The sequence below is a fragment of the uncultured Methanobrevibacter sp. genome (genome assembly GCF_937881195.1).
Lineage (GTDB): Archaea > Methanobacteriota > Methanobacteria > Methanobacteriales > Methanobacteriaceae > Methanobinarius.
Genome location: NZ_CALGFC010000022.1, coordinates 1 through 12,483, shown reverse-complemented (window position 1 = coordinate 12,483; position 12,483 = coordinate 1). Strand labels below are relative to the sequence as shown.

12 protein-coding genes are annotated in these 12,483 nt (G+C 23.2%); 8 read left to right on the top strand and 4 right to left on the bottom strand.

All coding sequences use genetic code 11. The features are described from left to right. Nucleotides 1-592: restriction endonuclease subunit S (locus Q0087_RS02440; RefSeq protein ID WP_297898094.1), on the bottom strand; the 592-nt coding region annotated here is incomplete at its 3' end. A 561-nt stretch (nt 593-1,153) separates the two neighbouring features. Here Q0087_RS02440 and Q0087_RS02435 point away from each other — a divergent pair. From Q0087_RS02435 to Q0087_RS02425, 3 genes are all read left to right on the top strand, one after another. Further along, nucleotides 1,154-3,418 (top strand): DUF262 domain-containing protein, encoded by a 2,265-nt coding sequence (locus Q0087_RS02435; RefSeq protein WP_297898093.1) that lies wholly within the window; start codon nt 1,154-1,156, stop codon nt 3,416-3,418. 63 nt (nt 3,419-3,481) lie between these two features. After that, entirely contained in the window at nt 3,482-3,898 is a 417-nt protein-coding gene (locus Q0087_RS02430; protein WP_297898092.1) for a hypothetical protein, read from the top strand. 280 nt (nt 3,899-4,178) lie between these two features. Next, entirely contained in the window at nt 4,179-5,639 is a 1,461-nt protein-coding gene (locus tag Q0087_RS02425) for an aminoacyl-histidine dipeptidase (protein WP_297898091.1), read from the top strand. A gap of 556 nt (nt 5,640-6,195) precedes the next feature. Here Q0087_RS02425 and Q0087_RS02420 read toward each other — a convergent pair. After that, a complete protein-coding gene (locus tag Q0087_RS02420; RefSeq protein WP_297898090.1) occupies nt 6,196-6,492 on the bottom strand; it encodes a hypothetical protein in 297 nt (98 codons plus the stop codon). Nucleotides 6,493-6,650: 158 nt separating this feature from the next. Between Q0087_RS02420 and Q0087_RS02415 the strand changes: the two genes are divergently transcribed. Next, the gene (locus tag Q0087_RS02415) at nt 6,651-7,184 is read left to right on the top strand and encodes a hypothetical protein (protein WP_297898089.1); all 534 of its coding nucleotides are present in this window, start codon (nt 6,651-6,653) and stop codon (nt 7,182-7,184) included. A gap of 8 nt (nt 7,185-7,192) precedes the next feature. Here the strand turns inward: Q0087_RS02415 and Q0087_RS02410 are convergent, their stop codons facing one another. Together Q0087_RS02410 and Q0087_RS02405 are read right to left on the bottom strand one after the other, a co-directional pair. Further along, entirely contained in the window at nt 7,193-7,933 is a 741-nt protein-coding gene (locus Q0087_RS02410; RefSeq protein WP_297898088.1) for a hypothetical protein, read from the bottom strand. Nucleotides 7,934-7,966: 33 nt separating this feature from the next. Continuing rightward, a complete protein-coding gene (locus tag Q0087_RS02405; protein ID WP_297898087.1) occupies nt 7,967-8,350 on the bottom strand; it encodes an HIRAN domain-containing protein in 384 nt (127 codons plus the stop codon). A 372-nt stretch (nt 8,351-8,722) separates the two neighbouring features. On the opposite strand from Q0087_RS02405, the gene Q0087_RS02400 reads away from it, so the two are divergent. The 4 genes from Q0087_RS02400 to Q0087_RS02385 all read left to right on the top strand — a co-directional run bounded on the left by Q0087_RS02400 (nt 8,723) and on the right by Q0087_RS02385 (nt 11,946). Continuing rightward, the gene (locus tag Q0087_RS02400) at nt 8,723-9,166 is read left to right on the top strand and encodes a hypothetical protein (RefSeq protein ID WP_297898086.1); all 444 of its coding nucleotides are present in this window, start codon (nt 8,723-8,725) and stop codon (nt 9,164-9,166) included. Nucleotides 9,167-9,168: 2 nt separating this feature from the next. Beyond that, nucleotides 9,169-9,573, top strand: coding sequence for a type II toxin-antitoxin system VapC family toxin (locus Q0087_RS02395; RefSeq protein ID WP_297898085.1), 405 nt, complete (start codon nt 9,169-9,171; stop codon nt 9,571-9,573). A 76-nt stretch (nt 9,574-9,649) separates the two neighbouring features. Beyond that, a complete protein-coding gene (locus Q0087_RS02390) occupies nt 9,650-9,928 on the top strand; it encodes a hypothetical protein (RefSeq protein ID WP_297898084.1) in 279 nt (92 codons plus the stop codon). 305 nt (nt 9,929-10,233) lie between these two features. After that, nucleotides 10,234-11,946, top strand: a complete 1,713-nt coding sequence (locus tag Q0087_RS02385) for a pseudomurein-binding repeat-containing protein (RefSeq protein ID WP_297898083.1) — start codon at nt 10,234-10,236, stop codon at nt 11,944-11,946. Nucleotides 11,947-12,483 lie beyond the last annotated feature (537 nt).

Here is a 12,483-nt window from a genome sequence, read left to right as displayed (position 1 = left end):
CAGGATAATTTTCTCCTTTCGCATTTTTAAATCTTAATTTCTGCGCGAACAACTGTCGCATAATTCCTTTTTTATAAGTTTCCCATAATTTTATATTTTCTTCAAAAAGATTTATTTTTTTATCCACTTTAGACAAAAAATTAGCTATTGTCTCTTGTTCAGCTAATGAAGGAACATTCATTTTGAATCTTTTAAAATCCACTGTTGTGAAACTTGCTTGATTAACAGCAGGTTTTGCAATGGAATAAATATAATTTTCGTATTTTTTTAGTTGAAAATAAGAATATATAAAAAAATTATTAATATTTTTATTAAAATTTAGTCTCATAATATTTGTGGTGAAAATTGTGTCTCTTTTTATTGAATTTTTATATAATGCAGATTTACCAATCTGAGATAAGCTATTTATAAAGTTTACTAATAAATCATTTTCTTTTAAAAAATAATTTTCGGTTTTAGCTCCTTTATTATCATCTTTGTACCAATATTTAATATCAGAAAAGTCAATTTTTCCATTAATTAAATTATTCGATCTTATTACTGGAATACCAATGTCTTTATCAATTAATTGTCTAGAAAGTCCACTTTGCATTAAATTTACAAATTCTCCTAATTTTTTTTCTTCCCATTCCTCACTAAATTCTGGAAATCGGAGTTTTTATATGATTGTTAAACAAAAATAATTTTGAGTCAAATTCAAAGTTTATTTTTAAAAATAAATATTAATATAAAAATAAAAATCTAGCACTCCAAATATTTTTTTAATTATTAATACTTAATTGGATTTTATAAAATATTTTGAGTAAAATTTATATTAATTTTTAGTAATATAAATTTTACTCAACAGGAAAAAGATGATTTCAATATAAACTGATACAACATTCTAACAAAATAAGAAGGAAATAAACAAATTGAAAGATTCAATATTTTAGCTATAATATACATTTTATTTCAATGTTCTATTAGGATATTTTTATACGAATTGATTATATAAAATAGATAAATCCATTGCAAAAATTGAAAAATAAGAATTTTAGTCAGAATAAGTACTTTAAGAAATATAAATTCATATTTAATTCAATAAAAATATATATAATAAAAATAGAGTATATCAACTATTATTTTAGATTTTCTTAGCTGATTGGTGAAAAACATGGCAAAAAATGAGAATGAAATAGAAGCTAGAAATGAGACTATAAAATCATTATTAAAAGATGAAAAATATTTCATTGATTATTTTCAGAGGGAATATCGTTGGGGAAGGAAACAAATCAATCAGTTAATTGATGATCTGACTTATACTTTTTTAAAGGATTATGATGACGGAGATGAGCTTAGTGAAGTTAAAAAATATCAAAATTATTATTTGGGACCTATTGTTTTAAATTCTAGTGGTGAAAAATCTTCTATTATTGATGGTCAGCAAAGAATAACCTCTATTACTCTTTTATTGATTTATTTAAATCATTTACAAAAAGATTCAGATAAACCAGTAAGTATTGATAATTATATCTTTTCAGATAGTTTTGGAGAAAAATCTTTTAATCTAACTGATGATATACGTAATGAATGTTTAGATGCACTGTATAAAAAAGGAGAATATACTTGTAAAAAAACAGATAATGAGACTGTAAAAAACATGGTAAAACGCTACATTGATATTAATGAGGCCTTTCCAGAAGAAATAAATTCAGATACTCTTTCGTTTTTTATTTATTGGCTTATTGAAAAAGTAATTATAATTAAAATCACAGCACATTCAGATGAAAATGCTTACACAATATTTGAAACTATGAATGATAGAGGGCTAAATTTAACTCCAATAGAGATGTTAAAAGGTTATGTGTTGTCTAAGATTAAAGATGAGGATAAAAGAAACAAACTAAATGATAATTGGAAAGATCAAATAAAATTATTAAATGAATATGAAAAAGACGAAGATTTGCCGTTTTTTCAAGCTTGGTTCAGAGGAAAATATGCAGATTCAACTAGGTCTGGAAAAGCAGGTGCAGAAGACAAAGATTATGAACTAATAGGTTCTAGTTTACATCAATGGTTTAAAGACAATCATGAGAACAGATTTAATATTAAAACTTCTGATGATTTTTACAATTTTTTCAATGATGAATTTTCGTTTTTTGTTGAACAATATTTAATGATTAAAGAGAAAATGAATAATTTTGACGATAAAATGCCTCATTTAACATATATTCACAATTGGGGAATAGCTGATTCTTTGCAAGATCCATTATTATTGGCTTCTTTAAATCATAAAGACGATGAAAATACTAGAATTAAAAAAATAGATGCTGTAGCTCGATTCATAGAAACATTTACTGTGAGAAGGTCAGTTAATTTTAAAAAATTTGGACATTCTTCAATAAGGTATACTATATTTAATATAGTCAAATTAATTAGAAACAATGATTTAAACTCATTGCATTGTCATTTAAAAAAGGAAATCAATAATTTTGATCAAAATTGGGATGGAATTATTGGTTTCCATTTACATAGTCAAAATAAAGGTTTTGTTAAACATTTACTTTCAAGAATAACAAGTTTTGTTGATAATGAAGCTGGAGATAAAGATACAAACTTTTTAAGATATCTTAACCCAAAAGGGAAGCCATTTGAAATAGAACATATTTGGGCAGACAAATATGAACAACATAAAGATGAATTTAATGATAGCAAAGAATTTGATGAATGGAGAAATTCGATTGGAGCTTTATTACTAGTTCCATCTGGAACTAACCAATCTTATGGTAGTGCTCCATATGAATTAAAAATTTCTCACTACTTGAAAGAAAATAGATTTGCTCAAACTCTTCATGAGTCATTTAATGAAAAAAATCCTAATACAAAGCAATTTAGAGAAAAATATGACATTAAACCCCATCCTCAGTTTAAAAAAGAAGACATAATGGACAGAGAAAGATTAATTGAAAGACTCTGTGAAGATATATGGTCACTAGATTATTATCATTGTGAAAATCCTCCTGAAGATTTTATAGAAATAGAAAAAAGCATTTCTAATTCAAAAAATGAAAATATCACTGTTTTAGATATTAATAAATCTTCTAAATTGAATAATGGCTCTTGGAATAGTGAAGAACTATCAGAATACCTAAAAATATCTCAAAAACCTCAAAAAATATTCATAAAAGTATTATTGGGAGAAAATGATTTTATTTCAATGCATAGTCTTATTGAAAAAATGAATGCAATCACAAACAAAAACCCTGAAATTAATGGAATGTTCATTGCAGGAATAACAAGCGGATTAACAAAGAGAGCAAATAAATTAAAAAAAGAAAAGATTTATGAATTAAAAACAATTAGCAGTGAACAATATTTTAAAATCAAATCAGAATATAAAAAATTAATACTTGAAAATAAAATCTTGAACAATATTTAGATTTTTTCATGATTTAAAACTTTTTGAGGTTTTGATTTTTTTGAAATGAACGGAGCAATATAAATGGTACTTGAAGTAAGGACAATAATAATTAATGATATTACAACAGAATTAAATTTAAAAAACCATGAATACACAGTTGAAAAAATAAGACATTTTGGTTCTTCAAGATATAAATGTCACAGAATAACAATTCTTGGAGTATTTCCTGGAAAATGGATAATAATAAATGATAAGGGATATAAAGCAAATGTTATTGAAATTGGTGAAGGAAATCATTTAGTGGCATTATATAATAAAAAATTATCTTTTGAATCAGAAGATGAGGATAATATGGAGTGGGTTAACTCTTTTAGTTTAGGAGATATTAAAAAAATTAGGATATGTCCATGGAGAGAAATTAATATTCATCCATCTTGGTTAAAAAGTTCAAAAAATTATACAAGTAAAGAATTAAATCCTCATAATAATGAAATGTGAAAAGCCATTAAAATATGGCATTTAGGTAATTTATTTATTGGTTTGGTTCTATGATTAAATTAGGTTTAAAAGAGAAAAATATTATTTTTTCTGTTTATGTCTCCTTCTTTTGATTATAGTCTTGTTATATTATTATTACTTTCCAGGATTTCCAAATGATTCTTGGTTTTTAAACCAAACTGTTTTTAATATTTGGTTTTATATTATGTTTTTTATTTTTAAATAAATTTTTTAATATTAATTTAAATTACTATTTATAAATTTAACTAAGGTGCAAAAAATGGAAAATGATATTTCTAATATTGAACCAATAGAACTATGGAAAATATTTTACGAAATAACACAAATACCTAGACCTTCAAAACATGAAGCTAAAATAACAACTTTTATCAAGGATTTTGGAATAAGTTTAGGATTGGAAACTACTGTAGACAATGTTGGAAATGTTATAATTAAAAAACCTCCTTCAATTGGAATGGAAAATAAGAAAGGAATTATTTTACAAGGACATATAGATATGGTTCCACAAAAATGCCTTGAAAGCAATCATGAATTTGAAAAAGATCCTATAAAACCAATCATTGATGGAGGTTGGATTAAGGCAGATTGTACAACATTAGGGGCTGACAATGGTATTGGAATTGCAGCTGCTATGGCAATTCTTCAGTCCAAAAATATATCTCATGGTCCAATTGAAGCTTTTTTTACAATTGATGAAGAAACTGATATGACTGGAGCTAATGGACTTGAATCAGATGTTTTAGATGGAAAAATATTATTAAATTTAGATACTGAAGAGGAAGGATCCCTATTTGTAGGTTCTGCAGGAGGATCTAGTTTTAAAGCTATATTTAATTATTCAAAGAAAACAGCTGAAAAAGAAAGTATTGCCTTTGAATTAAAAGTATCGGGACTTTTAGGTGGCCATAGTGGTGCAGATATACACCTTAATAGAGCTAATGCAATAAAAATATTAAGTCAAATATTATGGATAGCTTTCTCAAACTGTAATATAGATATAAATTCAATCAATGGTGGATCAGCAGCTAATGTGATTCCTAGAGAAGCTTCTGCAATTATTACAATTAAAAAAGAAGAATTTTCTAAGTTCAAAGAATTATTTGATAAACTTAATAAAGATATAATAGCTAAATTCCCTGATGAAGCAAATTTAAATATTAAATATGAAACATGTGATATACCTAAATATGTTTTAGATAATGAAACAAAATGGGGATTATTATCTTCACTATGTTTCTGTCCTAATGGAGTTATAGCTATGAGTGAAAATATAGCTAACTTAGTTGAAACTTCTAATAATCTAGCTATTGTTGAAACTTTCAATAATCAAGTTATAGTTGAGTGCTTAATAAGAAGTTCAGTTGATTCAGCAAGAATTGTTGTAGAAAATCTATTGAAAAATATTTTTATATTATCTAAAGGTGATACTAAGATTTATGGAGAATATCCTGGATGGGACCCTAATTTAGATTCTCAGATATTGGAAATAATGAAATCAACATATTTTGAAAAATTTGGAAAAGTTCCTGAAGTTAAAGCAATTCATGCTGGTTTAGAGTGTGGAGTATTAGGAGGAAAATATCCTGATTTAGATATGATATCTTTTGGACCTACAATTAAGGATGCACATACGCCTCAAGAAAAGGTTAATATTAAATCTGTTCAAAAATTTTGGGAATTATTGATAGAAACATTGAAAAATGCCCCAATACAAAAATAAAGATTAATTATAAATTTTCATCTATAATTATTATAAATTAAATATTAAATTGTAGATAATATTAAAATCTGATTATAAATATTTAAATACTTTTTTTATAAATATATTAAAAAATTTTCTTATAGGAAAATATTTTATATTTTTTTAATAATTTTTTCCTATAAGAAAAAATATCTTTTTTAAGGTATTGATTTGATTAAAAGGGATTTGTATTTAAACAAAATTAGATCATATATGAATACCTTAAATTTAGAGCTATGCCTTCTACATTAGGTTTTAATGATAATAAAATGATTACAATATAACAATTGGTAAATTCAGAGATAAAGAAGTTGATATGTCTCTTAGTGGAATAAAACATATTAATGTAATTGATTTTTTAAATAATAAAATAAAATTATAAATTTTTATTATTAAAAATCTTAAAATAAATAGTATATAAATAAAGATAAGCAAATATTGATGATAATAGTTATTATAATAAAATATATATGATATAAAGTTATAATTCACATAAAATAACTATTGAAAAATTATTAAAAAATTATAGAATTAATTATTTAAAGTTTAATCGATCACTTATTTTAGTTTGTATTTTTAATAGTATTTCTTCTTTTTTATGTGGATTTAAATGAATATTTTTAAGTTTTTTGTATCTTAAAATTAATTGTTTTTTTAGTAAAATTTTCATGGCTTTTTTTAAGTCACTTAAGGGGACTCTTGTACCATTTACAATAATTTTATGTTGAATCCCTTTAATTGGATAATGATACTTTCCAAAACATCCTTCATTATAAAGAAAAAATAGGATTTCTATCTGCACTTTTTCATTATAATTTGAATCTTTTTTCATATTATTAGTTATGCATTTTTACTATAAAAAGTATTACTATATGAAGATATGAATAATTATATATAACATAAAAGTAAAATTATATTACAATAACTGTAAAATAATTTTATTATTATAAAATATGTAATTTATTTTTACATTAAAAATGGTGGTTATAAATGTTAAAAAAAGTTTTTGGTAATTGTCCTCAAATAAAAGTATTAGATTTTTTATTATCTTCCTCAAATAAATACTTTAATAAGTCCCAAATAGCTATAGCATCAGAAATTTCAAGACCAACATTAGACAATTTCATAGATAATTTTATAGAATTTGATTTACTTAAAAAAACTAAGCATGGTTATGAGCTAAACTCAAACTCTGAGGTTGTAAAATATTTTGCAAATGCTAATGCATTTTTAGCTAGAAATCAATTAGAATTAGAATCAAAATCAGAAAATCCCACTTCAATTAATTATTCTGATGAAGAAATAGCTGATTTATTAGATAATGTTTTTGATGAAGATTTTGATAATGAAAATCTTGCTCATGAAGAAACAATTGAAAATTCAGAAGAAATATTAGTAAACAAAAAAGAATACAGTGAATTAAAAGAGTTTTATATTAAAAATTTCAATCTTGTTAAGTATTTAATGACTAAAGAAAACTCTAAAGAATTTAGCTATAAAAAACCACAATTGAAAACATATTAATTTTATATTCACATATTTTGGAGTTCTTCTGGATGTCTTAAAAAATAAGGAGATACATCAATACTATTTATGATATTTCTTATTCTTTCTTGTGCAGGTTTCCATATTTCAGGATCTTCATCAATAGCTTTTTTAAAAAGATTATAATATTCTTCTTCACCTAATATTATTGTTATTATAATTGCACCTAAATCATTTAATAAATCCTGACTAGTTTCAGGCTCAACAGCAACTAATTTTAATTTTGGAAGTGCATATTCATCATATCTATATAATTCTCCCATAGCACCATTAGCTATTTCATGCTCTTCAGATTTTCTAGCATTTTTTAATATCTCAATCAATTCCTCTATTTTATTATCTCTCATTATTTCATCTAATTGTATCAATGACTCTTCAATTAAATTTTCATCATCAGAATACCTTTTAGAAATTAGATCAATAGCTCTTTCAGGAAACATATCCATATATATTGGAAGTAATATAAATTCTTGAGACAATATATCGTTTTCATTAAGATTATTCATCTTATCTTCATATTTAACTTTTACAATTTCTCCATAGGATATTATTTTTAATAAAATATCTTTAGTTTCACCTTCTTCTGAATTTTGTAATTTGTTTAATAAATCCTCTAATTCATCCCATTCATCTGAATTTTTATATTCCCTTATTTTTTCTTTACTGATATCATCTATTTTATTAGAAATTTTAATTTCTATTGTTTCATATTCTTCTTCATTATTCATTCCATCACATCTTTAATATCCAACAAATTCTTTCTAAATATATAATTTTTCTTTATTTTTCTTAAAAAATTTCCCTTTAATCTTTTTCATAATTTTGTTTTTGGGCCTTTTTCTTACTTCTTTCTTATCAACTACTTCACAAATAATTCCATAGCTATTTACTTCTTCAACTTTACAATAGCTAATCTCATCAAATTTATCATAGATTCTACCTCCACTCATTGTTTTTTCAATGACTGTGTTAGTAGAATTAGCTACATAACCTACTTTTTTCCCAGAAAAATCTTCTATTCTAATAGCTTCATTATCATAATCATTATCTGGTTCTTTGATTAGTTTCAAATATTTATTTTCTTCAAATGGAGTTATTCCATCATAAAAATAATATCCTGCTACTGTAAATCTTAGTTTATTCATAGCTATTCTCCGAGTTGTTAATATTATTTTATTAAAATTGTTTTTAGCTTATTGATTAATTAACTTTTAATTTATAATTAATTAGATTTAAAAATTTATATTTATATTTATATTTTATTTTTTAATTTTTATTTTAATTTTAATTTTCAACTTTTTATTTTAATTTTAATTTTAATTTTAATTTTTATTTTTAATTTTTCATTTTTTATTTTTCATTTTTTATTTTTTATTTTCAATTTTTTATTTTTCATTTTTTATTTACTAATAATAATTTATATTTTAATAAAAAAATACCTATTTAAGGAAATACCGAAATAATTAAATAAAGCTAATTTCATAATATATATTAATTATATTAAACAGGTGTATGAAATGTCTAAGAAAAAAACTAGCTTTACATTAAATATAGAGTTATTAAAAGATTTGAAAATGAAAGCTGTTGAGATGGGAACTAGTCAAACTAAATTACTTGAAAAATTTATTAAACAAGGTTTGGAAAATAATAAAGAAATTCATAGCTTAGCTAAAGATGAAACTGGAACTATAATAATTGATAACATCAATCCTAATCTATTAAAAAAAATCAGTAAAATAGCTAAAAACGAGAAGATTACTGAGGAAGAAGCTATAAATGAAGTTTTAAAAAAAGGATTAGAAGCTAAATCAAAAAATAAAATTCCTGAATATTTAATAGCTAATAAAAATACTTATAATCCAAATCATAAAAGAAGAATGAGTTTTTCAGGAATAATTGAAACAGATAAACCTTTTGATACTAGTAAAGCTATAAGAGAAGTGAGAAATAGGAAGTATTAATCATGATTTTTTTAGATGCTAGTTTTTTAATTAATTTCTATGTTAAAACAAGTAAGAATCATGAAAGGGCTCATAAATTACTAAATTCTTTCAATGATAATGAAATATTAATTTCTAAACTTGTAATAATGGAAGTTGTAACTGTTTTGAATGTTAAATTAAAAAAAGATCAAAATATAATATCAAAAGTTTATAAAGAGCTTAATGATAATTATAATGTCATTATTGATAATGATTTTTATGATAAAGGTTTTGAAATACTTCTTAAAGAAATGAAACATAATAATGAGAGAATCTCTTTATTTGGTGCTGTTTATATTGGATTAATGAGAGAATTGGGAATTAAAAAGATAGCTACTTTTGATAGTCATTTTGATAATATCAAAGGTATTACTAAAGTTTGTTGAATATATATTTTCATATTTTATGGTAAATATGCTTATTTTTTGTTTTTTACCTAATCTTTAAAATGGCTTGGATAATATGACTTTTAAAATTAAAGATATAAATCCTCATTTTTTGAAAAAAATTAGTGAAATAGCTAAAAACGAAGGAATTACTGAGGAAGAAGCTATAAATAATATAATAGAAAATGGAATTGAAGTTATGAGAAAAAATAAACTCATTGAAAATTTAATTATTAATAAAGACACCTATAATCCAGATTTTAAAAGAAGTCGGAAAATGATTGGAATAATCAAAACAGATAAACCTTTTGATACAGCTAAGGCAATAAGAGAAATAAGAACTATGGATTATTAGCTATAAATCGTTTTTAAACTACTTTTTTAATTCTTTTCATTACAATTAACTATTATTGACTATTTTTATCAATAATTATTATTAATTATTATCTCTATTTTTTTTAGTAATATTTATATATTATCTTGTAATATAGTATTAATATTGTATACTTTGGGTGTATTGTGAATTTATTAATATTATGAATTTAATGTTAATATATAACCTTTGAGGAATTTATTTAAAATATTAATTATCGAGGTAGGACTATTTTAGGCATCTTTAGAAAGATTATTTCAAATAAATATCATATAATAATTGTAGCTTTGCTTATAGTTTTTTTAATAGGTCTATGTGCAAATGGGGCTAGTGCAGCAGATTCTACTGATAAAAAAGTAGTTAAACCAAGTAAAGTAAGCCAATCACAGGTCTTATCTTCTAGTAAATATCTTAAAACTTATATTGAAAAGAATAAGAAGCTACCAAACTATATCACTATTGGAAATTATAAGTATTCAATGGAGGAATATATGTCTATTTCTTCAACCACAATTTATTATAAAAACAAAAAGCTAAAAAAAGATGTTGTGGTAAAGTATGGTATTAAAAGCCCAAAAAGCCCTACAGGTTCTACAATCAAGGGAAAACTTACAAAAACCCAATATTATAAATATTCATCAAATGTGGTCAAATATATTAATAAATATAACACAGCTCCTAATTATGTAAGTACTAAATTAGGAAAAGTTCAATTTCAATCATTTATCTATGGAAATAGTAAAATATTAGCATGGTCTAAAGACAATAAAGGGGCTTTACCAAAAACATTAACTTTAAGTATAGCTAAAACAAATTCAATGAATAAATACCTTCCTAAATTTTCAGGAAATACAGTAGGAACTTCTAATAATACAAATAACTCTCAAATAACTTTATCAAAAGTTCAAATTTTGAAAATATCTAAACAAATCAGGAATTATGTTGATGAGAATAATTCTCTCCCTTCTTATGTTTTAATCAATGATAAACAGTATTCTATGTCTGAATTTTTATATTTATTATCATCTGCAATTGTAAATGCTAATAAAGGAAATAATGGAAATATTACTCCTATTTCAGTTAAATCTCCAAGCTATCCTGATGGTAATTTCACTTCTGGTGTTTTACAAAAATCAGAATTTGTAACTTTAGCTACAAATGTTCTAAATTTCATTAATACAAATAAACAAGCTCCAAATTATGCTAATTCTCGCCTTGGAAATATAAAATTCCAATTCTTAGTATATGAATTTTCTAAAGTATTAGATTTTGCTGATTCAAACGGTAGTTTACCGAATAATTTAACTATTAATACTACTAATCATCCTCTAATTGTTAGTGGAAATTCTAATCTAAACGATACTTATGGGCCTACTGGAGATGGATTTATTATTATAACTAGTTCTAATTATTCTTGTGGTCCCCTATTAGTTAAATATAATGATAAATATTTAATCAGTACTGGAAAGTGTAGTTGTGGTGATGCAGGGGATTATTACTATCATAATTCAACCTTTAAAAATTATTGTCCATTTTGTCAAAAAGAAGGATGTATGGTTTATGAAGAAGGCCCAACTTGTAAGGAGGGAATGTGGGTTTGTAGTATATGTGATGCAGACTTTTGTTTAGTAACTGGTAAAGAACATATTGCAGGCAGTAATAAATATTTAACAAAAACAGAATATATTCCAACTCCTCCTACAAATATAAATAATCAAACAGATAATCAAACAGATAATAATAACAATACCAATAACAATACTAATAACACTAATATTTCTAATAATACTAATGAGTCCAATTCAAGTGTTATTAATAATAGTTCTAATTTAAGTTCTAATAATAGTATTTTTATTTCTGATGAGAATAATTCTATCAATAAAATAAGCTATGATTTTATAGAAACTAATAATTCAAGTGATATTAATAATATCGAATTTGAAAATTTGAATAATATTAATCAATTAGTTCCTAAAGAAGAAGATATGATTTTGGTTTAATTATTTTATATTATTTTTTTTATATTATTGGTTAAAATATATATTTTTAAATAATCTCTACTAATTTTTAACATTTTTTTAGTTTCATTTATATTTATATTAAATTTTATAATATTTATCTGATTATGGGTACTATTTGATATTATGGCATAATAATAATATTTTAGAAAGATTTAAAATTTATCTATATTGATTATATTGTTAATTTATTTAAATAGCTAAATTATATATGGGAATTAGAACTATAATATATAAAGTGATGTTTTCAATGGGAAATATAAATATATGTAGTTTTTTTAAGAAGTTTATTTATATATGGGAAAAATTTCATTTGAATACTTATATAAATCTCTTATAACTGATATTAAAGTTGTATAAAATAGTTTCAAAGGTTATTATACTTTCTGTAATCGAGGTTATAAATTCTGCTGATATTTTTTAAATAATTTGTTTATCTATGGATTTTAGAATATTCCTAAAGAAACTTAAAAATAAAATTATGGGGGTTTTTAATGGATCTTACTGGTAATGCTTTCT

Bases quoted from the DNA above. Each gene is read 5' to 3' on its own strand.
- Q0087_RS02395 (WP_297898085.1), top strand. From the start codon at position 9,169: ATGATTTTTTTAGATGCTAGTTTTTTAATTAATTTCTATGTTAAAACA.
- Q0087_RS02400 (WP_297898086.1), top strand. From the start codon at position 8,723: ATGTCTAAGAAAAAAACTAGCTTTACATTAAATATAGAGTTATTAAAA.
- Q0087_RS02420 (WP_297898090.1), bottom strand. From the start codon at position 6,492: ATGAAAAAAGATTCAAATTATAATGAAAAAGTGCAGATAGAAATCCTA.
- Q0087_RS02390 (WP_297898084.1), top strand. From the start codon at position 9,650: ATGACTTTTAAAATTAAAGATATAAATCCTCATTTTTTGAAAAAAATT.
- Q0087_RS02430 (WP_297898092.1), top strand. From the start codon at position 3,482: ATGGTACTTGAAGTAAGGACAATAATAATTAATGATATTACAACAGAA.
- Q0087_RS02415 (WP_297898089.1), top strand. From the start codon at position 6,651: ATGTTAAAAAAAGTTTTTGGTAATTGTCCTCAAATAAAAGTATTAGAT.
- Q0087_RS02410 (WP_297898088.1), bottom strand. From the start codon at position 7,933: ATGAATAATGAAGAAGAATATGAAACAATAGAAATTAAAATTTCTAAT.
- Q0087_RS02425 (WP_297898091.1), top strand. From the start codon at position 4,179: ATGGAAAATGATATTTCTAATATTGAACCAATAGAACTATGGAAAATA.
- Q0087_RS02435 (WP_297898093.1), top strand. From the start codon at position 1,154: ATGGCAAAAAATGAGAATGAAATAGAAGCTAGAAATGAGACTATAAAA.
- Q0087_RS02405 (WP_297898087.1), bottom strand. From the start codon at position 8,350: ATGAATAAACTAAGATTTACAGTAGCAGGATATTATTTTTATGATGGA.